Genomic DNA, 24,591 nt, shown 5'->3' on the forward strand with positions numbered 1-24,591 from the left:
TTCGGCCAGCGTGGTTTAACGGGGCGCCTAAGATCAAGAGCCAGATCAAGATCAAGATCGACTCGCTTCGCATCGTGGTTACGGTTGAGCGCTACAGAGTTGTGTCGATACCTATGTTTCGTTCGCTTAACTGACAGGCATTAGGACTTACCCCCGATAGCGGTGTGTCAGATTGAAGATCTATTCACTGACCCTCCCTCATCGGGGCCCCTCCTTCCATAATTGGAGCTCAGATTATTCCCACAAGGCTTTCAGGTTGTCGCTCGGAACCCTGCTGACTAACCTCCTAGCCGTCGCTGCCGATTCAGCGGCCGGATTTGACCGTCCGACTTCCGAGGTGCACCTGTGGCAACATCGACTCAGGCGTTTTTTTCACGTCTGTTGTATCGTGTCGCGGCAGTTGTACGCGGGATACCTTCGGGTATGCCGGTGTTCCTCGAACCGGTCGGTCAACCCGCGTATAGCTGCCACCCTCTTTCGTTTGACCGCGAATCGTGGCGGCTCCATTCCCCGAGGAGTTTCATCATGATCAAAGACAGCCCCAACCCGCCAAGCTCTCCAGAATACGAAGGGCTCTTCACGCTTCGCGCCAACCTGGACACGGAAACCCTACTGGTCAACGCTTCCCAGGATCTAGCTTCCATCAGCGATATCGCCACCCACCTGGCCTTTGAAATAGAAGGCGCCCAACGCAACGTCGCCCTGGGCATATGCCGAATGCTCGAAGGCGTCCAACAGCTGGTCGACAAGGCATTGGACAAAACCCATCCAGCCGCCTGAGCACAGTTAAAAATGTGGGAGGGGGCTTGCCCCCGATGGCAGAGGGTCAGCTACAAATTTATCAACTGACACTCCCTCATCGGGGGCAAGCCCCCTCCCACATTTCCAACCGAGTTCCAGCATTAGACATCGGTCGGCTACCAGGCCGTCGCGCTTCTGCTTTTGATCTTAGGCGCCCCGAGCCTAGGCGAGGTGGCGGAACCCTAAGCAGCCGTTACCTAAACAACGGATATGTGCTCAGTAAAACATCAAATATATGAATAAAAACGCAAAGAAATAATGAAATACAAGAATATTAGCTTATGCCCAAATAGCATTATATTTTTAAAATCCATTCCGTTATGTTTGATCGCAACAGCCTACCCCTGACCCCGGATGGTACCCAGCGTGATTCAGATTCTGCGCACCTGACGGGGTAATTCCCCCGCAGCAGAATCGTTGGAACGGAGTTCGACGTATGTTGCCACTTCAAACCCCTCGCTCGCCCCACACCTAGTTCAAACCGCACCTGCACCTTCAACACCGGCCATGCCGCGCCAGGCGCGTGCCTGCCCGACCCTGCGATTTGAAAAAACCGGGAATAGCGATGAAGCATGTTCTACCCCCCACCGCCGCCTTGACCTTGTCCCTGCTGGCCGCTGCGGTCCAGGCCCAGGACGACAGCACCCTGTCCACCGTCGTCGTCACCGGCAACCGTGGCGCCGAGCAGCGCACCGTCACCAGCAGCGCAGTGCCGATCGATGTGGTCAGCGCCAAACAGCTGCAAAGCACCGGCAAGCCCGGTTTGATGGAAGCCTTGAGCGCGGTGATCCCCTCGCTGACCCTGCCGGAAAAAACCGGCTGGGACGCCAGCGGTATCGCCCGTGCTCCCAACCTGCGTGGCCTGAGCGCCGCCGAAGTGCTGGTGCTGGTCAACGGCAAGCGCCGCCACACCAGCGCCACCCTGAACATCAACGGCATCAACACCGGCGCCGCACCGGCTGACCTGGACCTGATCCCCATCAGCGCCATCGACCATGTGGAAGTGCTGCGCGATGGCGCCGCCGCCCAATACGGTTCCGACGCCATCGCCGGGGTGATCAACGTGATCCTCAAGGCCGATACCCGCGGCACCTCGGTGACCCACGCGGGCCAAGGCTATGACGGCAAGAAGCAGACCGTGCAGCAAAGCCTCAACAAAGGCTTCGAAATCGGCGACGGCGGCATCGTGCAACTGGCCCTGGATGCGCGCAGCCAGAATGACGACAACAAGGCCAGCGCCAACGGCTACACCTATGAACAAGCCTACGGCCTGGCCGGCAAGTCCACCTACGGCGGCTACGGCACGCCCAAGACCAACCTGCTGACCCTGGGCTACAACGCCGAACTGCCGATCGACGACAGCCTCAGCCTGTACTCCTTCACCACCTACTCGCGGCGCAAGGCCGAGCAGGGCCAGAACTTCCGCCTGCCGACCATCACCAACACCATCACCACCGGGCCCAATGGCTATCCTTCCGGCTACACGCCCACCTGGTACATCGACGAAGACGATTTCCAGGCGGCCATCGGCGGCAAGGGCACCGTGGGCGAGTGGGACTGGGATCTGTCCACCACCTACGGGCGCAACGAGGCGGAGCAGGGCACCACCCACAACCAGAACCCGTCCCTGGGCGAGGCCACGCCGAACAGCTTCACCTCCGGCACGTGGATTTCCACCGAGCTGACCACCAACCTGGACTTCAAGCGCGGCTTCGATATCGGCCTGCAAAAGCCGCTGGACCTGTCCTATGGCTTCGAGCACCGGCGCGATACCTATGAGGTGCAGGCCGGTGACTACGCGTCCTATGCCAACGGCGGTTACTGCGTGGCGCCGGGCAATTGCGCCTCGTCCGGGGCCCAGGTCACCAACGGCATTTCCCCCGACGAAGCAAGCAGCGCCTCGCGCAACAGCGTCGCCGGGTATGTCGATGCGGGCTTCAACCCGCTGCCGGACTGGTACGTCGGCACCGCCGTGCGTTATGAGCATTACAACCAGGGGGTGGGCGCCACCCGCAGCGGCAAGCTGACCACGCGCTATGACTTCACGCCGCAAGTGGCCGTACGTGCCACCGTGAGCAACGGCTTTCGTGCGCCGTCCCTGGCCAACAGCCTGTTCAGTGCGCGCTCGACCACCTATGGCGTGGTGGACGGGGTGTACCAGTCGATCAACTACGGCGTCCTGCCGGTCGGATCGGCGGCGGCCAGGGCCCTGGGCGCCGAGGACCTGAAGCCCGAACGCTCGACCAACTTCAGCCTCGGTTTGACCCTCACCCCCACCGACCGCCTGAGCTTCACCGCCGACGCCTACGTGATCAACCTGCGCGACCGCATCACCCTCACCGGCACCCTGCTGGGGCCCGAAGTCAGCCAGGTGTTGCAGAACAACGGCGTCAACTCCACCTCCGGCGGCCAGTACTTTATCAACGGGGCCGACACCCGCACCAAGGGCCTGGACCTGGTCAGCAGCTACAACCAGGACCTGGGCACGTTCGGCGCGGTGAAGTGGACCGCCGCGTTCAACTGGAACCAGACCAGAATCCTCAATTACAAGCAGTCGACCAATATCCTCGGCACTTCCTATGAGCTGATGGACCGCCAGGCGCGCAACCTGATCACCGGCGTACAACCGAGCACCAAGCTGATCCTCGGCGGCGACTGGAGCCTCGGGCGTTTCAACCTGAACCTGGCCCTGACGCGCTACGGCGCCTACAAGGAAGTCAACGCGTCGGCCGATCGCGAGCTGGACCGGGTCTACAGCGCCAAATGGATCACCGACCTCGACCTTGGCTACGACCTCACCAAAGACCTCAACGTGGCCATCGGCGCCAAGAACCTCTTCGACCTCTACCCCAAGAAACAAGGCGTGCCGAGCAGCACCATGCTCGCCAGCTACGGCACCTATTCGCCCTACGGTTTTACCGGCGGGTACTACTACACCCGGCTGACTTATGCCTTCTAAGACCTGCGAGGAATAGACCATGCCCATTGTCGCCAAACCCTTCGACCTGATCGATGAAGTCAACCCTTACCCGCGTCACCAGCGCCGTGTCGCCACGCCGATCAAGGCCTTGCAGGTAGTGCCGGCCCGGCATCCCTGGCGCTGGGCCGGGTCGATCTTTGCCGCGCTGGTGCTGCTCGCCATCGTGCATTCCCTGGCCACCAACCCGCGCTGGGAGTGGGACGTGTTCGGCCAGTGGTTCTTCTCGCCCTCGGTGCTGCGTGGCTTGGGGCAGACGTTGTTGCTGACGCTGCTGAGCACGCTGTTCAGCATTATCCTCGGCACCGCGCTGGCCCTGGCGCGGTTGTCCGGTTCGCCGTTGCTGGCGGCGCTGGCCTGGGGCTATATCTGGTTTTTCCGCTCGATGCCGGCGCTGCTGGTGCTGATCATCCTCTACAACTTTGCCTACCTGTACGACCACATCGTGGTCGGTGTGCCGTTCACCGAGGTGGTGTTCGCCGAGTGGTCGACGGTGGATGTCCTCAGTCAATTTACCGTGGCCGTGCTGGGCTTGAGCCTGATGCAGGCGGCGTATGCGGCGGAGATCATTCGTGGCGGCCTGATCGGTGTGGAGGCCGGCCAGCATGAAGCAGCGGCGGCGCTGGGGCTGCCGGCGTCGCGCCGCATCTTTCGCATCATCCTGCCCCAGGCACTGCGCTCGATTCTGCCGTCGGGGTTCAACGAGATCATCGGCCTGGTCAAGGGCACGTCCATTGTCTACGTGCTGGCCCTGCCGGAGCTGTTTTACACCGTGCAGGTCATCTACAACCGTACCCAGGCGGTGATCCCGCTGCTGATCGTGGCCACGGTGTGGTACCTGATCATCACCACCGTACTGACCAGCGCCCAGTATTACGTCGAGCGCCATTTCGCCCGAGGTACCGCGCGCGTGCTGCCGCCGACACCGCTGCAGCGACTGCGCGATTGGCTCAAGGAGAAAGCCCATGGCTGAGGCACGCGCAGGGCGTATCCAGATCCAGGGCGTCGGCAAGCGCTTTGGCAACCAGCAGGTGCTCGACAACATCGACCTGACGATTGATCCGGGCAAGGTCACGGTGATCCTCGGGCCGTCCGGCTCGGGCAAGTCCACCTTGCTGCGAACCATCAATCATCTGGAGAAGATCGACAGCGGGCATATCACCATCGACGGTGAGTACGTCGGCTATCGGCGCAAGGGCGATCTGCTGTTTGAGCTCAAGGAGCGCGAGATTCTCAAGCGACGCATCGACGTGGGCTTCGTGTTCCAGAACTTCAACCTGTTCCCGCACCTGACCGCCTGGGAAAACATCGCCGAAGCGCCGTTGGCCCACAAGCGCTGGAGCAAGGCCCGGTCCCGGGACAACGCCGCCGAGTTGCTGGCCAAGGTCGGCCTGGCGGACAAGCTCGATGCCTACCCGCGCCAGCTCTCCGGTGGTCAGCAACAGCGCGTCGCCATCGCCCGCGCCCTGGCACTGGACCCCAAGGTACTGCTGTTCGACGAACCCACCTCGGCCCTCGACCCGGAACTGGTGGGCGAAGTGCTCGACGTGATCAAGGGCCTGACCCGATTGGGCGTGACCCTGGTGATCGTCACCCACGAAATCGGCTTTGCCCGCGAGGTGGCTGACCACGTGGTGTTTCTCTGCGACGGCCAGTTGATCGAAGAAGGCCCGCCCGAACAGATCTTGCGCCAACCCCGACATCCCCGCACCCAGGCCTTTCTCGGCAAGGTGCTTTAGTTCAAGGAGTGACTGCCCATGTTTACCCATCCCCTGCGTGTGGCCGTGCTGGCGCTGGCCGTCGGCACCGCGCAACAGACGTTCGCCGTGCAGCAGGTCGACCTCAGCCCGGACCGCCCGCGCATTCATGCGCCCCGTAACGAAGCGGCGATCGCGCAGATCCCGCCGGGCTTCAAGTTCGCCCAGCCGGGCAAGTTCACCGTGGCCGTGTCCGGTGTGGCCGGGCCGCCTCTGGCGCTGCTGGCCAGCGATGACAAGACCACCATCGGCAGTGAAGCCGACACCGCGCAGTTGGTCGCCGACAGCCTCGGCCTGCAACTCAACGTAGTGCAGACCAGTTGGGAGGACTGGCCCCTGGGCGTGAGTTCGGGCAAGTACGACGCGGTGATCAGCAACGTCACCGTGACCGAAGCGCGCAAGAAGCGGTTTGACTTCGCCACCTATCGCCAGGACGTGCTCGGGTTTTACGTGAAGAGCACCAGCCCCATCAGCGAGATCAAACAGGCCGCCGACATTGCCGGGCTCAAGATCATCGTCGGCTCCGGGACCAATCAGGAAAAAGTCCTGCTGGCGTGGAACGAGGCCAATGAAAAGGCCGGCCTCAAGCCTGCGCTGTTGCAGTACTTCGACGACCAGGCCGCCGCGCAACTGGCGGTGCAGTCGGGGCGCAGCGATGCGTTGTTCGGGCCCAACTCGGTGTACGCCTATTCGGCGGCGATCACCGGCGGCATCAAGCGCGTCGGCACCGTCAACGGCGGCTGGCCGTTGCAGGCCGATATCGCCGTGACCACGCGCAAGGACAACGGCCTGGTCAAGCCGATCCATACCGCCCTGGAAGGTGCGATTGCCGGCGGTCAATACGCCCAGGTGTTGCAGCGCTGGGGGCTGGATGTGGAGCGCGTCGATAAATCACTGATCAACCCACCGGGCCTGCCGGATTAGGAGTATCGAACATGGGACTGACACGACGTGAAGCGCTGTCCAGCATTGCCGCCATCGGCGGTGAGCAGGCGGCCAAGGACGCGTTGGCCGCCTTGGGCCTGGGGCCGTCTTCACACCGGCGGCCACAACCGCTGAAACTCAAGGAAGGCCTGGGGCAGGGCACCCGCGTGCTGGTGCTGGGCGCCGGGATTGCCGGGCTGGTCACTGCGCTGGAACTGAGCCGGGCCGGGTTTACCGTGCAGGTGCTGGAGGCCCGCGACCGCGTGGGCGGTCGCACCTGGACCCTGCGCAACGGCGACCGCGTGGACTACACCGATGGCCGCTCGCAAACCGTAGCGTTCGATCCGGACCAGTATTTCAACGCCGGCCCCGCGCGCATTCCCAGCCAGCACCGCACGATCCTCGACTACTGCAGTGAACTGGGTGTGCCGCTGCAAGTGCTGGTCAACAGCAGCCATGGCGCCCAGGTGCGGCCGGACCTGCAACAACCGGCGTTCACCGTCGGCCAGGCGGTCAATGATGCGCGCGGCCATCTCTCCGGCCTGCTGGCCAGGGCGGTGCAGCGCGATGCGCTCGACGACGTCTTGACCGGCGAGGAACGCACGCGCCTGCTCGCGTTCCTGCAGGTGTATGGCGACCTGTCCCAGGCACTGGCCTACGAAGGCAGCTTGCGTGCCGGGCACCTTGAATCGCCCGTGCACCCCGGCGCACTGCCCGCCAGCGCGCAGCCGATCGGGCTTGAGCGCCTGTTGCATCCCGAACTGTGGGGCGCGCTGCTGCACACCGAATTCCCGGAGTTCTCGGCGACCATGTTCCAGCCGGTGGGCGGCATGGACCGCATCACCGAGGCGTTCTACCAACGCGTGCGCGAGCAGGTGCAACTGGGCGCCCAGGTGCGACAGATTCGCCAACTGGAAGACGGCGTCGCGGTGACCTATCACGACCGGCACAGCGGCCGTGAACAGGTGGTGCGTGCCGATTATCTGGTCTCCACCTTGCCGCTGCCATTGCTGGCCAGGCTCGATACCGACTTCAGCGACCCGGTCAAAGCCGCCCTGCTCAGCACCCGCAACGACCAGGCAACCAAAGTGGCGTGGCAATCGCCGCGTTTCTGGGAGACCGATTACCGCATCTATGGCGGCCTGTCCTGGGTTGAACACCCGGCGCGCCTGCTGTGGTACCCGAGCAACGACCTCAATACCCGCGACGGGGTGCTGGTGGCCGGTTACGTCACCGGGGAGGGCGCCGACGCGTTCGGCGCGCAGTCGTTTGCCACGCAATACGCCGCCTCCCGGCACGCCGTGGAATTGCTGCATCCCGGTTATTCCGCGCAGTTGCGCCACCCGTTGGCGGTGGCGTGGGAGCAGATCCCCTACAGCGAAGGCCCATGGCTGCAACGCGAGCACTTCCCCGCCAAGGCCAGCGCATTGCTGGAGCAGGCCCACGGCCGCGTGTATTTCGCCGGCGACGGCCTGGTGCAGAGCGGCGTGGGCATCTGGCAGGAATCGGCAGCCAACTCGGCGCGGCATGTGGTCGCGCAATTGGCTGAACGGGTGACCCGGCAACGTCACAGTGCGGCACTGGCGGCGTCATAGCTTTTGAACCTGTGTAGACATCCAACAAGGAGCAACCCCATGAGCGACAGCATCCAACGCACCAGCGTCGGCGATTTTCCCATCTCGCAAACCGTGACCGTACCGGCCTCGGCCAGCCTGGTATTCGTCAGCGGCACCTTGCCGGACCTGGCCGACCCGAACGTTGCCGGGGTCTACGGCGATACCGAAGTGCAGACAGTGTCGGTGTTCAACAAACTGCGAAACATCCTTCAGCAGCAGGATTTGGACCTGGGCGATATCGTGCAATTGCGGGTCTTCCTGGTGGGCGCCCCGGAAACCGACGGCAAGCTGGACTTCGCCGGATTGCAGCGCGGTTACACGCAGTTCTTCGGCACCCTCGAACAACCGAACAAGCCGGCGCGCACGGCGTTGCAGGTGGTGGCATTGCCCTTGCCCGGGGCATGGGTGGAAGTGGAGGCGGTGGCTGCCAGGACGGTGTGAGCCCAGGGCAGACTGCCACTTTTTTCCGAGAAAATCCCTACAGGTATCTGGGAGTTTTCATTCTTCTCACCCGTGTTTTTCCTCCTAGGATGGCGCCATCGCTTGACCACAAGCGAGACGGCAATGGGGCCTGTCTTTCAGGCCCCCAGCCATACGAATAGGCTTAGGAGTCAAAACATGAGGATCACCCGTGTGAGCAAACGCCTGCGCCGCTCGGCCTGGGCGGTGATCGTTGCGGCAACATTGGCCGGCTGCGCCACGCCGCTGCCGCCGACGGAAAAAATCTCCCTGGCTCGCGACTCCGTGGGGCGTGCCCTGGCGGCACAAGCCACGCAATTCGCACCGCTGGAGATGAAGACCGCTCAAGACAAACTGGCGCGTATGGAGCAAGCCATCGGCGAGAAACACTACGCGGAAGTGGACGCGCTGGCCGAGCAGATCGAAGTGGACGCCAACCTGGCCGAGACCAAGGCCAACACGGTGCGTAAACAGCAGGTCCTGCAGCAGGCACGCGAGGGCATCCAGGTGCTCAAGCAGGAAATGCTCAACGCCCCCGCGACCACCCACTGAGGATTCTCCCATGCGTGCCACTTACTTCATTCCCGTTTTGTCCGCCTTGGCGCTGGCCGTGGCCGGTTGCGCCACGCCGCCGGAAAACGCGCAACTGCTGCAAGCGCGCAGTCAGTTTTCCAGCTTGCAGCAAAAGCCCGAGTCCAACACCCTGGCGGCGGTTGAAACGCGCATCGCCTCGAATGCGCTGGACCGCGCCAACCAGGTCTCGCTGCATGACCGCACCGACCCGAAGATCGATCAGCTGGCGTACCTGGCGTCGCAGCGAATCGCGGTGGCCGAACAGACCATCGCCGGCCGCAAGATCGATGCCCAGCTCGACAATATCGCGGTCGACCGCACCCAGGTGCAGCTTGATGTCCGCACCGCACAACTCAAGGCCTTGCAGGCCATGAAGGCGCAGCCGTCGGAGCGCGGACAGGTGATTACCTTTGGCGATGTGCTGTTCGATACCGCCAGGGCCGACCTGAAACCGGGCAGCCAACGGGACCTCCAGAGACTGGCGGATTTTCTGTTGCAGAACCCCGAGCGCCAGGTTCGCGTGGAAGGTTTCACCGACAGCACCGGTGGCGACGCGTTCAACCAGACCTTGTCCGAGCGCCGCGCCCAAGCCTTGGCGCGTGGCCTGGAGCGGTCCGGCGTGGGCAGCGAACGCATCACCGTGGTCGGCTACGGCAAGCAGTTCCCGGTGGCCGATAACCTGAGCGCGCCGTCACGCCAGTTGAACCGCCGCGTGGAAGTGATCGTGTCCAACGACGGCTCGGCGGTCAGCGCGCGCCGCTGAGCCAGGCGGGAGTAGCGCGCGCCGTTACTCCTGCAGCTGCAACGCCTGCTGTTTGAGCCTGCGCTTTTGCTCGAAGGGCAACTTCTCATTGTCCCCATAGGGCGCGCTGTACCAGTTGCCGTAAGTTGGATTGGGTAGCAGGAACCAGCGCTGCCCCAGCCAATTCACGTAGGGTTGGACCGCCTTGCGCTGGGCCGCCGGCGTGTTGTGTTCGGCCTGCACGAAATCGCCCAGGGAATCCCCGGCCATCAACAGCACCCGCGCATGGCGGGCGACCCATTGGCGACGACAGTTCTTGCCATAGCCGGCGCTTTCGCAGTGGCCGGTAGGCGTGCTGGCCGCCAGGATTTGTTCATCGCTCTCAATCGGGAAACCGCGCAGGCGCAGATTTGCAGCCGTGGCCGCAACCTGGCTGTGTTCGCGATTGGTGAGGTAATAGACCTTGATGCCTTTTTGCCGGGCCGCCTGCAGGAACGCCACCGAACCGGGCAGCGCCCGGGCCTTGGCCTGGTCGACCCAGGTGTTCCAGCGGTCATAGGAATAGACCTGGTTGTTCAGAATGTCGCGGGCATTGAGCGGCACGTTGTCCAACAGGGTTTCGTCGATATCGACCACCACGGCCGGCGGCAGGCCTTTCAGATCTCGCGCGGGAAAGGGCAGGGCGTCCCAGGTGGGATCAGCCAGGGCAACGTCGAGCTGACGGGTGGCGTTGGCGAAGAGCTGACGGTAGATCAGCTCGTGCTCGATGGAGGTCTGGGTCCAGAGCACGGCGTCGAGTTGGTCGTTGGCCCGTGGGGTGTGCTGGCAGCCTGTCAGGGTATTAGCCAAGAGACAGGCAGTGGCGAAGATCAGCTTACGCATGGCGTCGTTTCGCAATGGGAAGTGGGCGGGAACTGAATCAATAAGACTCACCGATAGAGCAGTGTGCAATCAGCTTTTGTATTGCCCGCCGTAACAAGCTTTCTTGGTTTTTATTCATGTATATGATTAATGAACCATTCGGTTGCAGGACGATAATGCCGGCGAGGTCGTCGCGATAATTGATCACTTCATGGAAGCCGCTTTGGTCTGTGAACAGCATCAGGGCTCCGCGCTCGGCTCGGGTGATGTCGTAAATGCCCTGCAACGGGCCGTGCACGGCGGTTTCGAACAAATTGAGCATTGCCTGGCGGACAGGCTCTCCTGAACGTACCGTTGTCTGATAAGAGTCGGCAAGTATCAATTCCATGCCTGAGTTGCTGATACTCTGCGCAGTACTTGGCCAATCACGGTACGCCTGAGGCGTCAGGACATCTGCCATCGAACTTGACACATCGACGATCAGCTTTGGTAACGGCAAGGCATAGTCGGTAATTGCCCGCCGCAAATGCTTGCGTAACTGACGGGCCGAATCCGCATTAGTGGGTGTGACGCAGGCGAATGCCTCGCATCGTTCGCTGACGTTTACGTCGCCTGCCTGCTGGCAAAGCTCAAGGAGCTTTTTAGGTTGGCTGATCGGCACAGGCCCATAGTTTGCGAGCGCTACCAGCGCCTGTGTATTGAGTTTTGCGTAATCACGTAGTGCTTGATTGAAGTTTCGTGTGTTGGCTCTGGCGTATTGTTTGGCTTCAAGCACATAAATGATGCGATGGCTTCCATCGGCTCGGCGCTGCAGCAGTGAATAGTCCGGTTGAATATTTTGTTTTCGGCCGGTTCCCATCAGGGCAATACCTTGCGCCGCGACCCGGAACTCCGCCATCAACTCGAGAACGTCGTTGCCGACATGCAAGTTGGCGACATGGGTAGGGCTGAAAGTGAATGTCAGGCACTTGTTTACCCCCACCAACTGAAAGCGTTCACCGCCTTGTTCCACCTCGCGTTTGATCAAGGTAACCAGCCATATGGAGTAAAGCTGTGAACGATGCTTCCAGATGGGCAGGTCGAGTAAATCCTCAAGATCATGGTACGACGCTTTAGCCGCGACCAACTCTGAGTGAGCATTAACCAGCGCTTCGACTCTGTCTGCCAGGACGCCACGGTGCGACTGGGGCACGCGCTGGTAATACCAAAGCATGCGCAAGAGTTGGAAACGCGCGATGTGATCGTCTTGCGCGTGTGCCAGTGTGGACTCGCTCCATTGTCTGATCGGAGCGCGCTCTGACATCTGTGGCTCGTCATTCCTGCGGGCGCTGCGTAGATCGCTCTGGCTGGTGTAGCGGCCGGTGCGGCGGCATAACTCGTCGACCATCGTTGCGACAGGCAGGAGTGCCTGGCTGAGGGGATCAGTGATCGCCCCCGTGGGTAGCGGAGCGGGTGTCCGGTAAGGCCAGTCGACGTTGTTTATCCAGGCTGTGGCTTGATTACTCGCGATGGGAGCTGCGATGGCCGCCTTGGCTCGTTCGGTTCCGAATGTTTCTTCAAAAGCCGTCTGAAGCCCTCTGCTGATTGCAATCAAGTCCGCGGGCTTATAAGCACGTTGCGCAACAATGTTGTGCAGGTTTTCAATTGCGTTACGCGCGCGGCGAAACGCATCGGCATTGAATGAGAGTTTATCGCCCTCATTAAAATCGAACTCAATCAGGAGTTGCTCATTACTGAGCGATACGCCTCCTTCAGTGAACATCTCGTAGATGTCAGTGAGCATCATGCTAAACGGCTGCAGGGCATTGAGCACGGCAATCAGGAACGTGGTTATGTCGACGTCATGCTGCTTCAGGTATGCGCCCACATCCTGTAACGCAGGTATGTGCAATTGCGCACGCAAATCCGCGACGAATTGCCGGTCATGGCTCTTGGGTGCCAGCCGGTCCCCTGAGTTCAAGCTATTCCACAGCTCGGCGGCGGTTTTTAACGGCACAGGATCATCCTTGATTAAGGTAAGTGGCTATTAGCCATAATTCGCAAAGCGTGAGATGTTACCCCACTTAAGGAAACCATGCGCTTCTCAGGATCATCATGAACATACAACAAGGTCTTTACGAAAACGTCACGCTCATCGACGTGCAATTGGCATCCGTCTATTACCCGATTCTCGTTGACTTGGCCAAGCATAAGCATTGCCTGACTTATACGGAGTTGGTCGATCGAGCCAAGCATGAGCACCCCGACAGCGGGGTTGTTCAAAATGCTATTCCGGTATCCACGGGGCGACGACTGGATGTGGTCAGGCTGTTCACCGATGAGCGTGAGTTGCCAGACCTGACGTCGCTGGTGATCAGTAAAGGCACTGGAGAATGTGGAAGCTTTTTTACTCGTCACTTCGATCCCGTGGCTGCGCGCGAGCAGGTCTTCTCATACGATTGGAATACCGCAACCACAGATTTTGCAGGTTTCGTTGAAGTGACCGAGAGTGCCGTGAAACCTCGAAAAAAGGTCAAGAAGCCGCAGGCTCGCGAACGCATGGCGGCTTACTATCAGGCGAATAAAGCCGGCTTGCCGTTGAATGTAAGTGAATACAGAGAAGCCATCATCGAGCTCATTATGGAAGGCTTCCCTGACGAGCAAGCCTATTCCCTGGCGCTTCGCCAAACAGGCTGAGCATCCCCGTCTACCGTCCAATGAGCCCGAGCCGGTTCAATACAGATCCCGCCTATCCAGCGCGCATGTGAACTGTGGTCAGGCCAATAGGCGTTTGCGTCGAGCACTTCAAGACCGAGCGGCGTCAGCGCCAATTCCCGTCGCGGCCACTCCAGATGCGTCTCGGTTTCCACCAGCAACGGCTGGTCGCCATCGATCAACGGTCGCAACAGCGCGTGAAACATCATGTCGCCCAGGAACGGCAGCGGTTCGCGCTTGGCCATCAGTTCTGCGAACACCCGGCCAAACGGCACCGGCCCGGCTTCGGCGATATGAGCCTTGAGCTTGGGCCAACTGCTGAAACCCAGCGCTTTGGCGATCTGCCATTGCGCCTGGGACAAGGTGGCGTTGGGGTCCTCGTGCTTGAGGTGCAGCAGCAGTTGCTTGGCACGCTTGCGCTGCTGCTCAAGGTTGAGGCGGCCATTGGTAGTGGAAGTAAAAGGGCTTTGCGACATACGAGCTCCTTGCATAAACCTTTTCCGCTTTAAGGTTGGGAGTCGTAGAAACGAGGTGGAGCTGTGATGTCCTGGGCGCAGCCCTTTCCGCGGAAGGTGGCGTGGAGGGCGCCAGGCGGGAAATATAGGCAGAGTGGCGGCCGATTGCAAACTCAGACGGGTTCATCAGACTTGCGATCAATCCAGTGAGTCTTGATCCCTTTGGCCCAGGCCACCGTATAGAAACAGCTCAGCAACACAATGCCCCATTGCTCGGCATTGATCGACGACCAGAACCAGAACGGCTGGCCGGCCATGCCGAACAGGCAGGCGTAGCGGCGGACTTTAAGGCGTTTGCTTTGGCTGAACCAGATGGCGACGACGCCGAGGGCGGCGATCATGAGTTGCGCGATCAAAGCGATTTCCCTTACCAAAGGTGAGAGGGCGCAGGCCTCTCCCACCGGTTGATTTGCTGCGCGTAGGGCTATTTGTCCTTGCGCGCATCCATGGTTTTTTGATGCTCGGCAAGGAACGGCTGTTCCGCCGGATCGAAGCGATCGATCCCTGCGGTAAACCGATGCCAGTACGGATACAGCGGCTGGCGACGCGTCACGGCCTCGATGCGCGAAGATTGTTCTTCGGTCAGTTTCAGCTCGGTCGCCGCGAGGTTGTCGCGCAGGTGCTCTTCGGTACGGGCGCCGACGATCAACGAGGTGATCCCCGGGCGATCCTTGAGCCACGCCAGGCAGGTGCGCGCCACCGACACACCGTGCTCATCGCCCACGGCGGCCAGGGTTTCGATGATGTCCAGCGCGCGCTCCTGGTCATGCACGTAGGGTTCCGGCCAGCCACTGCCCTGGCGGGTAGTGGGCGGTGGCTTGTGCCCGCGCCGGGTCGAGCCGGTCAGCAGGCCTTCGCCCATCGGTCCCCACACCAGCGTGCCGATATTCTGGTCCAGCGCCAGCGGCAGCAGCTCGTACTCGGCCTCGCGGGATTCGGGGGTGTAGTAGATCTGCTGGGTGATCGGCTTGAGCATGCCGTGCAACTCGGCCTTGCCCAGCGCCTTCATCATTTGCCAGGCGGTGAAGTTGCTGGTGCCGAAGTAGCGAATCTTGCCCGAGCCCACCAGCAGGCGCAGTGCTTCAAGGGTTTCTTCGATGGGCGTCAGGCCGTCCCAGTTGTGCAGTTGGTACAGGTCGATATGGTCGGTGCCCAGGCGCTTCAGACTGGCTTCACAGGCGCGAATCAGGTGGTAGCGCGACGAGCCGGAATTGTTCGGGTTCTGGTCCACCGGGCTGCGGCCCTTGGTCGCCAGCAGGATGTCGTGGCGCTTGTCGCCCAGGGCTTTGCCGACCACTTCCTCGGCCAGGCCATGGGAATAAAGGTCGGCGGTGTCGATCATATTTACCCCGGCATCGAACGCGATATCGAACATGCGCCTGGCCTGGGGCACGTCCACCGCGCCGCATTTCTCGAACTCGGCGCGACCGCCAAACGGCACCGTGCCCAGGATGATTTCCGAGACCAGCAGGCCGGAATGGCCCAGTTGTCGGTATTGCATGTTGCCTCCTACATTGCGTTGCACGTGAAGGTGTGAACGACAGGAGTGGCGATAGTTTGAATTTTTTTGTGCAGCCTTCGTGTGCCTGCCGCGCCATTGCCGTCACAGAGGCACCTCATCCGCCAGCGCACCGGCAGAATTCGCGCGTTTATGTGCTTGGGCGAACTCACCTGGATCGGCTGAAATTGCTCTCGTAGCTTAAAGGTTTGTAGGAGACGTCTTGTTTGTATGTATTAATTATTTAACTGTCACGTGGTTTTAGTCAGTGCTGGCGGAATGTTCCTACGTATATTTCCCGGATTAATAAGTTTGCGTTTTGCCTGTTGCTACCTAACCGTTTTGCTAGCTATTATTTTTCCAAGTGATTTGCTAGCGTCTAGGACTGCCGCGAATGGTGCAGAGGCTTGGATATGGAGCTGAAGGATATTGGTAATACGCCGTTAGTTGAATTGGCTACGCTTTGCGCAAATGGAAACAGGGTGTTCTCTAAGTGTGAGTATTTGAATCCGTCGGGAAGTCATAAGGATCGTACGTATTTAAATATCATCAATCGATTGGAGGAAGCTGGGACCATTAGTCCGGGCATGACGCTGGTTGACAGTTCTACCGGAAATGGAGGGGCTGCATTGGCATGGATCGGTAGGTTGAAAGGATATAAAGTAAAGGTGTTTATGCCGGAGGGTATGACCGAAGAACGGAAAATACAAATACGCTCTTATGGTGCGGAAATAGTAGAAACTCCAAGAGAGTTTTTCTTGCAGGGGGCAGTGCGTCGAGCGAAAGATTATGTGTTGAAAACCTCATCCAAAGATTGCTACTGTCTGGATCAGTCCAATAGCTTATTAAATAAAGAGGGCTGGATAGTCTGTGGGAACGAGTTGGTAAAGCAGTTGAGCATGCAAAATGTCGTGCCTGACTTTTTCGTATGTTCAATCGGTACGGGGGGCACGTTCTCGGGTATTGCTGAGGTGTTCAAGCAAGCGTACTCCGGAATCAAAACCATAGCACTGGAGGTTAGCAACTCGGCGCCTTTATTTGCACAGCGAAACAACCTGGCATTTAATCACCAACCCCACAATTTAATGGGCTTGGGAGCTGGCGTCATATCGGCTAACACGGACCCCGGTCTGATTGATGAGATCAGCGTGATTGATGGCGCCGACGCGTGGCCTCGGATGAAGCAGTTTATCGAATCTGAAAAACTCCCCATTGGGCCTACGTGTGGAGCCAATCTTCTGATGTGTGATGAAATTGTTAAACTTTTCCAAAATAAGAACATAGTGACTTTGTTTTTTGATAGTTCTTGGAAATATGCAAGCCGTTGGGACGGCTTCTACCCTGAGTACGGTGAGGTGCGCCATGTTACTGGAAGAGATTTATAAAAAAGCGAGGGTTGTGAGGTCTGGAAAGTCTTTGACGACGGTGAATGAATTTACTGATCAAATACCTGCTTTGCGCCCAGCGGTTCTAATGGAAGTCGCTCATAAGATAATCAAGTCGGCCAATCTTGATGTCTCGAAGATTGTCACGGAGGAAGATAAGGGCGCTGCGCTGGCAACCACAGTCTCTTTGCTGACAGGCATTCCACTGGCCATGGCTAGGTGGTATTCCTATAGTCTAGGTGATGCCAACGAGCAAGTGGTGTCTATTGACTCTGAGTATTTCAAGGGTCAATTGTATCTCAATGGCATTGAAGCGGGTGATCGGGTCATTATTGTTGACGATACACTAAATTCTGGTGGTGCGGTGATTGCGCTGGTAGAGGCTGTTAAGGGAGCTGGAGCTGAAGTAGTAGACATTGTCTGTGCTGTGGAAAAAGTTGGAAATGCGGGAGCTGATAATGTAAGGAAAGCGACTGGATTTCTCGTTAAAACCATTATTAAAGTAGCGGTTGGCGAAGATCGGGTAACGATTGAATGAGGACATTCGACGACGCGTGGGTGGCTGAATGTTAATGCAACGGACAGGAATAATCATCGGCTTGGTATTTTGCTTGATTAGCGCAGCGTTCGACGTTTACGTTGCGTTGATCACACAGTCGATCAGTACGCTGAACGTTGTCTTTTATTGTTTCATGACGTCGGCCTGTTTTTTTGGTGCCTGGGCGCTCTATCGAAATAGGCGCTCACTGTTTTCGAAACTAAGAGCTCAATGGCGATTAATCGTTATCGTCAATCTGGCGGTACTGCTCAATTGGGGCGGGTTGTTCTACGCACTGCGCTATTTGGAACCCGCAGTAGTGGGGGTGGCGTCGGTAGCCTGTGGCCCGGCGCTGACGTTGATTATTTCGTTGTTCAACAAACGTGGCGCCAAGGTCGCCCTCGCGGACGCGGTGGTTTCATGGCTCGTGCTCGTCTCGGTAGCGGTCATGTTGTTCAATTCCTTTGTGGGGGACAGCGGCGTCGTGGCTACCACCGATGGCCAGCGAGCGCTTGGTATCGCCAGCGTGTTGGCGTGCGCATTGGGCACGGTCATGTACACGGTTTTTTCCAAAGAGATGTTCGCTCGTCAATGGACCGTATACGAAATTCTGGGTATCAGGAACATCGCGATGGTTGGCGTTTGTGCCGTTGCAATTCCTGCCATGGGAGGCAGTTTTATACTCGATCGTGAGTGGCTTGCGCCTATCGTGCTGCTGGTAGTGTTAGGGCATTTGCTGCCCATTTACCTGATCCAGAAAACTATCTATTACCTCACGCCTATTCACGTTTCCCTGGTATTGCTGACGCTTCCTGTATTCGTCCTGTTGCTCCAGTACTTGGATGCGAGAGTTGAATTCTCCGTCGCCAGCGTCGCCGCGGTGATTGTGATTGTTTTGCTGCTGCTGGGTAGATCGCTGCATGCCTTGAAAAGGGAGGCGTTATGAGAGTGGTGATGGTCGATGGGTTTTCATCCGGGAAATTCCTGGCCAAGCAATTAAAAGATGCAGGCTGTGTACTGGTGCATGTGGCCTCATCCGACACGCTGGACAGCTACTATTACAAGGGCTTTGACTGCGCGCTCTATGAACGGATGATCGTCCATCGCGATGTTGAGATGACCTTGGCGCAACTCCAGCGTTTCAAACCGCAGTTCATTCTTGCAGGTGCAGAAACGGGTGTGTTGCTGGCTGACCAGTTGAACGAGCAATTGCAACTGCCTTATCGCAATCGTTTCGATAAAACCAACGCACGTCGAAACAAGTACGAAATGATTCAATGTATAACCCAGGCGCAACTGCCTGCGGCGCGGCAGTTCATTGCTGACGGCTGGGAGTCTGTTCAACACTGGATCGATGAGCACGGACGCTTCCCTGTGGTCATCAAGCCGCTTGAAAGCGCAGGCGCCGATGGTGTGTTCATCTGTGAAGATATGTACGCCTGCAAGGCTGCTGTCGAGCGTTTGCTGGGGACGACCAACAAGTTGAATATTCCCAACACGCAGGTGCTGATTCAGGAGTACCTGGCGGGCATGGAGTATGTGGTGAATATGGTCTCACTCAACGGCCGACAGCTTGTCACTGAGGTCGTACGTTACCGAAAGCAGCGAACGGCGAGCGGTGGCATTCTCTACGATATTGACGAACTGATTGGGCCTGACACGCCGGTTTATTCAATTCTTGTCGACTACACGCGAGCCGTGATGCGGTGCCTGGGTATCCGAAACGGTCCCAGCCATGCAGAGGTCATGCTCACCGAAGACGGTCCGAAACTGGTGGAAATCGCTGCTCGCACTGATGGCATTCTTCGACCCGGGGTTTCGAAGCTGACCACTGGCCTGGGTCAGATTGATGCTGTGGTTCTATCCCTTATGCAACCTGCGGCATTTGAGCAGCGTTCAGCGGGTGAGGTGGGTTACCAGCGTCTGCAACATACCTACAATGTCTGCTTGATCAACCGCTCGGAAGGCTATTTCGAAAAGGACGTATTTTTGAGAGAACTGCTCAAACTTGAGTCGTTCTTCGAGGCTGTGTTTTACGTTGAGAACGGCCAGCAGATAGACGTCACTCAGGATGTGTTCAGCCAACCCGGCACGGTGTATCTGGTACACCCCGACCCTGGAGTGATCGAGGCGGATTACCGCAGAATTCGCACACTTGAATTGGAGGGCGCTTATTTGGCTGCCAGATAGCGGGGAAGAGTGGTGAATGCGTTACTGTTTCATTTTATGAAATGCTGGATTGTAAAATCTGGCCATTCCATTGACGGTTGGCACATAAGAATAATGCAGCCATCGACACGAATACTCGGTCGACCACGCCCTGGAGTTCGTCATGCCTGCAATCAAACTGTACGGTTTCCCCCTGTCCGGCCACTCCCACCGGGTCGAACTGATGCTGTCCCTGCTGGGCCTGCCCATGGAATTTATCCTGGTGGACCTCAAGCAGGGCGCCCACAAAACGCCCGAATTCCTCGCCACCCTCAACCGCTTCGGCCAGGTGCCGGTAATCGACGACGGCGGCGCCGTGCTGGCCGATTCCAACGCGATCCTGGTGTACCTGGCCACCATCTATGGCAACGGCCGTTGGCTGCCTGCTGACCCGCCCGGGCAGGCACGTGTGCAGCGTTGGCTCTCGGCGGCGGCCGGTCAACTGCATGCCGGGCCTGCCACGGCGCGCCTGGCCACGGTGTTTGGCGCCGAGGTGGACACAGCCGCTGCCATCAACCGCGCCCACGCCCTGCTGGACGTGATGGAGCAGCAACTGGGCGACAGCCGCTTTCTGGCCGGCGACCTGCCGAGCATTGCCGATATTGCCTTCTACACCTACGTGGCCCACGCGCCGGAAGGCAATGTGTCGCTGGCCGACTATCCTCAGGTGCGCGCCTGGCTCGCCAGCATTGAAGCCTTGCCGGGTTTCGTCGGCATGCCGCGTACGATGGCGGGTCTGCAATCACAGTAAACCCAAGGGGCGTCGATGGACCGTTTTCATGAAATGCAGGTGTTCGTCGCGGTGGCCGAAGAGGCTGGCTTTGCCGCCGCCGCGCGGCGTCTGAACACCTCGCCGCCCAGCGTGACCCGGGCGATTGCCGCCATGGAACAACGTATCGGCACTCAACTGCTGGCGCGTACCACCCGCAGCCTGCACCTGACCGAAGCCGGCCAGCGTTACCTGGAAGACTGTCGGCGCATCCTTGCCGAGCTGAGCGAGGCTGAGGACGCGGCGGCGGGCAGTTATTCGATCCCCTGCGGGCAACTGAACGTGACCGCCCCGGTGCTGTTCGGCGAGTTGTTCGTGGCGCCGGCGCTGGGGGCGTATCTCGACCGTTTTCCCCAGGTGAACATCAACGCCCTGCTGGTCGACCGCGTGGTCAATATGAGCGACGAAGGCGTCGACGTGGCCGTGCGCATCGGCCATCTGCACGAGCCGGGGCAGCAGGCTATCGAGGTGGGCGAAGTGCGCCGGGTGGTGTGCGCATCGCCCGCCTATCTGGCCCGGCATGGGCGGCCCCAGCGGCCCGAACACTTGCGTGAAGCGAAGATCGTCGCCTCATCCGCCAGCCAACGGGTGAGTGAATGGGCCTTTGTCCAGGACGGCCTGCCGCTGACGGTGCCGATCGAACCGCGGCTGGTGGTCACTGCAAACAATGCCGCGATCAACCTGGCGCGGTTGGGGTGGGGCATGACCCAGGTGCTGTCCTATCAGGTCGCGGCGGCGGTGGCGACGGGCGAGCTGGAGATTGTCCTGCAGGACTTCGAGCCGGCGGCGTTGCCGATCCGCGTGGTGTTCCAGAACAACGGTCGAGTGCCGGCCAAGGTCAGCACCTTCGTGGATTTTCTGGCCGAGCGCCTTGGGCGTGACGTGGCCCTGAAACCGATCAAGCAGCGCGGCTGATGGAGCGCTATCGCGATATGCAGTTGTTCGTGGCGCTGGCCGGGCAACCGAGCCTGGCGGCGGCGGCGCGCTTTGCGCACGTCTCAGGGCCGACCCTGGTGCGCGCGATTGCGCGTCTGGAAGCGCGTTTGCGTGTGACGCTGTTGCAGCGCAGCACCCGTGGGGTCGGCCTCACCGACGCAGGCACTGCCTATCTGGCCGACTGCGTGCGGTTGCTGGCGGCGGTGGAGGCGGCTGAAGCCTCGGCCAAGGGTTCGCACCGCCAGGCCCAGGGCAATCTGCGCGTATTCATGCCATTGCTGTTCAGCCGCTATGTAATGGCGCCGGTACTGGCCGCGTACATGGAGCGTTACCCGCTGGTGCGCCTGGTCGCCCACTACCACGACTACTACCCGAACCTGCATGAGGAAGGGCTGGACGTGGCGGTGCTGGTGGGCGAGTTGCCCAGCTCGTCGTTGATCGCGCGACCGGTGGGGCAAGTGCGGCATATTCTCTGCGCCAGTCCCGGCTACCTTGCCACCTACGGCGAGCCGCTGCATCCCGATGCCCTCAGGCGGCATCATCTGATCGCCCATGCCGACCCGGTGCAGTGGGACTTCGCGCACTATCAGCTCAAGGCCCGCGCACGTCTGCGCTGCGCCACGGTGCAAGGCGCGATCAACGCGGCCGTGGTGGGCGCGGGGTTGCTGCGTTGCCTGAATTACCCCGTGCACGAGCACTTGGCAAGCGGACGGCTGCGTCGCGTATTGCAAGGCTTTGAGCCGCCTGCGGTGCCGGTGCAGGTGGTCTACCGCGAAGGTCGTCATGCGCCGATGCGCGTGCGTAGTTTTGTCGATGACTGTGTAGCGGCGCTGCGTGGGCACCCGGCGTTTCAGCTGGCGTAATAGTGGATTGCCTGAGGTGGCCATTCTCTCGGCGACGGGTCAGGCGCAGCATCGAGCTATTCAACGAGAGGTGAGCGCCATGAACGCAATCGAGCAATCCCCCTGGCATGCCGGCGAACGGCAACTGCAGGCCAGTGCCGGCGCAGCCGAGCGCATGGCCGTGATCGGCCCCAAGGTCATACGCGATCATCTGCCGCAGCAGCATCGCGATTTCTATCCCTTGCTGCCTTACCTGGTGGTGGGGGCGGTGGATGAGCAGGGCATTCCCTGGGCGACGATGCTTGAGGGCGCGCCAGGGTTCGCGCATTCGCCTGATCCGTACCGGTTGCAGGTCGACAGCCTGCCCTGCAACAGCGATCCGGCTCGCGCCGGCATTACGGCGGGCGCAGCCGTTGGCGTGCTGGGCATCGACCTGAACACACGCCGACGCAATCGCATGAATGGTCGCATTGGCGCAGTGGGCCATGACGGTTTTGCGGTCGATGTGGTGCACAGCTTCGGCAACTGTCCCAAATACATCCAACTGCGCCCGGTCGATAGGATTGCGCGCAAACCCGGCAGCGGGGCCGAGCACAGCGACAGCCTGGATGATGCCGCACGACGGATGATCCGCAACGCCGACACGTTCTTTGTCGCCAGCTACATCGACCTGCATGGCGAGCGTTCGGTGGACGTTTCTCATCGTGGCGGCAACACTGGGTTCGTGCGCGTGGAAGGCAACGTGCTGACCATTCCGGACTTTGCCGGCAACCTGTTCTTCAACACCCTCGGCAACCTGCAAGCCAACCCGGTGGCGGGGTTGTTGTTCATCGATTTCGCGTCGGGGGATGTGCTGCACGTGGCGGGGCGTACCTCGCTGATGCTCAGCGGGCCGCAGGTGGCCGAATTCGAAGGGGCGCAGCGGTTGTGGACGGTGACTGTGGAACATATCGTCCGACGCCCGGCAGCCTTGGCATCGCGTTGGCAGTTCGTAGAGTTTTCACCCTATAGCCTGGCGGTGGGACGTCGGTGAGCAGGCACGGTTTTGCCGGCGCAGCAGTGGTGCCTCGCCACAGGACCGGCGGTATGTTTGCGGCGTAGCATTGCATTCGGATGAAAACCCCGAGCGTGCGGAGTTTTCCGATAGAAATCAGCCGAAATAGAAGGATGTTGTTACCGGTTGCCCACTTTGGCATCAGGAACCTTTCCTACCGACTTGCCACGCATGAGTACTTGTCGAACTCAATGCGCAACGGTGACGGTTGGCAAGTCATGCATCTTTAATCGCTCTGCGATTTCTATCCTTTTGTTAAATGAGGCTCCATACAATGGTCACGCTCAACACGGCTGACAGTAGACAGGCTTATTCCGCCTATGCCACTTCTCAACAGCCAGATAAAACACCTGAACAATTCGATCGGTTTGGCCAAGTGCCGACACCTCATGCAGCTGGCCAGATTTTCAAGGCCAACCGTAATGATCATGAAATGGCTGAGTTGTTGAAATTGCTAAGTACGTTAGTCTCAACGCTTAAAACCTGGACGAATAACGAAAACGCGAGGCCCACGCCCCCGGCACCCGTGACAGTGATACCCAAACCGCTGGTAAATGTCATGCCCAGGCCACAGATTGAAGTCGCGCCGGCCGCCGAGACGGTGCAATCGGGCAAGAGCGTGTGGAAAGAACAATTGGCACCGTTCATGAATCGATCGAATCTGGCCACTAGTCGAACCGCCTTTGATACCGAACTCATTGAAATGTTTTCCGATAGCAACAGGGATCCTTCAACTACGTTCTTGTCTGAAAAAACCAAAGGGCAAAAACCCGACGATATTCGCAACGGACTGCGCGCCACGTATGAGAACTTTCCCTACCAGGGCACCAACGGCAGAGAGGAGCACGTCGCGGCGATCAAGGTGGCCATGGCCACCTTTGGGCAAAGCCCCGCCGGGATTTTCAAGGATGTCGTCAAAAGTGGCGACGGCTATGACGTTACGATGAAAGACAGCTTCACGCTGCACATCACCGGCGAAGAGCTTCACCTGGCGGCCAAGGCGGCGAAATTCAGTGGCGGGGATGAAGGCATGATCAAGGATGCGCATTTTCTGTTCGGTGTGATGAGCAAGCGTCGACACCTGGAGCTGGAGCGGGGCAACGCGACGGACCGGTTCTTCAGCCTTTATGGCAAGGACAGCGCGTACCATGCCCAACGTACTTATCCGGGGGTGCTGGCGTCAGCGGGACAGGGCGTCGACGGTGACACGGCGTTGAACTATCTGGGGCTCAAGGAGCATGTGCAGGTGATCGACGCCAGTGCACTGGGCACGCACATTGGCGTGCCATTGGACAAAGGCGGGAGAAACAAGAATGGCGCCATTTTTGAAGGTGTCATGGAAGGGCAGTTATACAATAAGCCGGTTTCACCATCATTGAAGGTAGTAACCCTTCGCGGTTGAAGTGAGTCAGTCAATCCATTAAGTCTGCAGGGTTTTATTG

At 59.5% G+C, this 24,591-nt stretch carries 24 protein-coding genes; 19 read left to right on the forward strand and 5 right to left on the reverse strand.

Going from position 1 to position 24,591, the window contains the following annotated elements; genetic code table 11:
* Positions 1-525 precede the first annotated feature (525 nt).
* The 9 genes from TU82_RS02885 (at position 526) to TU82_RS02925 (ending at position 9,870) form a co-directional block, all read left to right on the forward strand.
* Positions 526-780 carry a DUF6124 family protein gene (locus TU82_RS02885; RefSeq protein WP_057721605.1) on the forward strand — a complete coding sequence of 85 codons (255 nt, stop codon included), beginning with the start codon at positions 526-528 and terminating at the stop codon, positions 778-780.
* 586 nt (positions 781-1,366) lie between these two features.
* Positions 1,367-3,760, forward strand: coding sequence for a TonB-dependent receptor plug domain-containing protein (locus tag TU82_RS02890; protein ID WP_057721606.1), 2,394 nt, complete (start codon positions 1,367-1,369; stop codon positions 3,758-3,760).
* Between the two features lie 19 nt (positions 3,761-3,779).
* Positions 3,780-4,751, forward strand: a complete 972-nt coding sequence (locus TU82_RS02895) for an amino acid ABC transporter permease (protein WP_057721607.1) — start codon at positions 3,780-3,782, stop codon at positions 4,749-4,751.
* On the forward strand, positions 4,744-5,517 hold the full coding sequence (locus TU82_RS02900; protein ID WP_057721608.1) for an amino acid ABC transporter ATP-binding protein: 774 nt from the start codon (positions 4,744-4,746) through the stop codon (positions 5,515-5,517). Before TU82_RS02895 ends, TU82_RS02900 begins: the two co-directional genes overlap by 8 nt.
* Positions 5,518-5,535: 18 nt before the next feature.
* Positions 5,536-6,459 (forward strand): ABC transporter substrate-binding protein, encoded by a 924-nt coding sequence (locus TU82_RS02905; protein ID WP_057721609.1) that lies wholly within the window; start codon positions 5,536-5,538, stop codon positions 6,457-6,459.
* 11 nt (positions 6,460-6,470) lie between these two features.
* Positions 6,471-8,054: a flavin monoamine oxidase family protein gene (locus TU82_RS02910; protein ID WP_057721610.1), complete on the forward strand. Its 1,584-nt coding sequence runs from the start codon at positions 6,471-6,473 to the stop codon at positions 8,052-8,054.
* 39 nt (positions 8,055-8,093) lie between these two features.
* Positions 8,094-8,516, forward strand: a complete 423-nt coding sequence (locus TU82_RS02915) for a RidA family protein (protein ID WP_057721611.1) — start codon at positions 8,094-8,096, stop codon at positions 8,514-8,516.
* 177 nt (positions 8,517-8,693) lie between these two features.
* The gene (locus TU82_RS02920; protein WP_057721612.1) at positions 8,694-9,086 is read left to right on the forward strand and encodes a DUF4398 domain-containing protein; all 393 of its coding nucleotides are present in this window, start codon (positions 8,694-8,696) and stop codon (positions 9,084-9,086) included.
* A 10-nt stretch (positions 9,087-9,096) separates the two neighbouring features.
* On the forward strand, positions 9,097-9,870 hold the full coding sequence (locus tag TU82_RS02925) for an OmpA family protein (protein WP_057721613.1): 774 nt from the start codon (positions 9,097-9,099) through the stop codon (positions 9,868-9,870).
* Between the two features lie 24 nt (positions 9,871-9,894).
* Here TU82_RS02925 and TU82_RS02930 read toward each other — a convergent pair whose 3' ends face one another.
* Positions 9,895-10,731, reverse strand: coding sequence for a 5'-nucleotidase, lipoprotein e(P4) family (locus TU82_RS02930; RefSeq protein WP_057721614.1), 837 nt, complete (start codon positions 10,729-10,731; stop codon positions 9,895-9,897).
* Positions 10,732-10,768: 37 nt separating this feature from the next.
* On the reverse strand, positions 10,769-12,706 hold the full coding sequence (locus tag TU82_RS02935) for a hypothetical protein (RefSeq protein WP_057721615.1): 1,938 nt from the start codon (positions 12,704-12,706) through the stop codon (positions 10,769-10,771).
* A 98-nt stretch (positions 12,707-12,804) separates the two neighbouring features.
* On the opposite strand from TU82_RS02935, the gene TU82_RS02940 reads away from it, so the two are divergent.
* Positions 12,805-13,386, forward strand: coding sequence for a hypothetical protein (locus TU82_RS02940; RefSeq protein ID WP_057721616.1), 582 nt, complete (start codon positions 12,805-12,807; stop codon positions 13,384-13,386).
* Here TU82_RS02940 and TU82_RS02945 read toward each other — a convergent pair.
* From TU82_RS02945 to TU82_RS02955, 3 genes are all read right to left on the reverse strand, one after another.
* Positions 13,356-13,880 (reverse strand): hypothetical protein, encoded by a 525-nt coding sequence (locus tag TU82_RS02945; protein ID WP_057721617.1) that lies wholly within the window; start codon positions 13,878-13,880, stop codon positions 13,356-13,358. The two genes, TU82_RS02940 and TU82_RS02945, sit on opposite strands and share 31 nt — an antisense overlap.
* Positions 13,881-14,032: 152 nt before the next feature.
* The gene (locus TU82_RS02950) at positions 14,033-14,275 is read right to left on the reverse strand and encodes a hypothetical protein (RefSeq protein WP_057721618.1); all 243 of its coding nucleotides are present in this window, start codon (positions 14,273-14,275) and stop codon (positions 14,033-14,035) included.
* 68 nt (positions 14,276-14,343) lie between these two features.
* Entirely contained in the window at positions 14,344-15,420 is a 1,077-nt protein-coding gene (locus TU82_RS02955; protein ID WP_057721619.1) for an aldo/keto reductase, read from the reverse strand.
* Between the two features lie 410 nt (positions 15,421-15,830).
* On the opposite strand from TU82_RS02955, the gene TU82_RS02960 reads away from it, so the two are divergent.
* The 9 genes from TU82_RS02960 (at position 15,831) to TU82_RS03000 (ending at position 24,551) form a co-directional block, all read left to right on the forward strand.
* A complete protein-coding gene (locus tag TU82_RS02960; protein ID WP_057721620.1) occupies positions 15,831-16,802 on the forward strand; it encodes a cysteine synthase family protein in 972 nt (323 codons plus the stop codon).
* A complete protein-coding gene (locus TU82_RS02965; RefSeq protein WP_057721621.1) occupies positions 16,780-17,340 on the forward strand; it encodes a phosphoribosyltransferase family protein in 561 nt (186 codons plus the stop codon). The genes TU82_RS02960 and TU82_RS02965 overlap by 23 nt, the downstream gene beginning before the upstream one ends.
* A 34-nt stretch (positions 17,341-17,374) precedes the next feature.
* A complete protein-coding gene (locus tag TU82_RS02970; protein ID WP_072024087.1) occupies positions 17,375-18,286 on the forward strand; it encodes an EamA family transporter in 912 nt (303 codons plus the stop codon).
* Positions 18,283-19,530: an ATP-grasp domain-containing protein gene (locus TU82_RS02975; RefSeq protein WP_057721623.1), complete on the forward strand. Its 1,248-nt coding sequence runs from the start codon at positions 18,283-18,285 to the stop codon at positions 19,528-19,530. Before TU82_RS02970 ends, TU82_RS02975 begins: the two co-directional genes overlap by 4 nt.
* A gap of 142 nt (positions 19,531-19,672) precedes the next feature.
* The gene (locus TU82_RS02980) at positions 19,673-20,299 is read left to right on the forward strand and encodes a glutathione S-transferase family protein (RefSeq protein ID WP_057721624.1); all 627 of its coding nucleotides are present in this window, start codon (positions 19,673-19,675) and stop codon (positions 20,297-20,299) included.
* Between the two features lie 15 nt (positions 20,300-20,314).
* Positions 20,315-21,232: a LysR substrate-binding domain-containing protein gene (locus tag TU82_RS02985; RefSeq protein WP_057721625.1), complete on the forward strand. Its 918-nt coding sequence runs from the start codon at positions 20,315-20,317 to the stop codon at positions 21,230-21,232.
* Positions 21,232-22,116, forward strand: coding sequence for a LysR family transcriptional regulator (locus TU82_RS02990; RefSeq protein WP_057721626.1), 885 nt, complete (start codon positions 21,232-21,234; stop codon positions 22,114-22,116). The genes TU82_RS02985 and TU82_RS02990 overlap by 1 nt, the downstream gene beginning before the upstream one ends.
* Positions 22,117-22,195: 79 nt before the next feature.
* Entirely contained in the window at positions 22,196-23,128 is a 933-nt protein-coding gene (locus TU82_RS02995) for a pyridoxamine 5'-phosphate oxidase family protein (protein ID WP_057721627.1), read from the forward strand.
* Between the two features lie 295 nt (positions 23,129-23,423).
* Positions 23,424-24,551: a type III secretion protein gene (locus tag TU82_RS03000; protein ID WP_169794951.1), complete on the forward strand. Its 1,128-nt coding sequence runs from the start codon at positions 23,424-23,426 to the stop codon at positions 24,549-24,551.
* Positions 24,552-24,591 lie beyond the last annotated feature (40 nt).

It is taken from the genome of Pseudomonas orientalis, from assembly GCF_001439815.1.
Classification (GTDB): Bacteria; Pseudomonadota; Gammaproteobacteria; order Pseudomonadales; family Pseudomonadaceae; genus Aquipseudomonas; species Aquipseudomonas orientalis.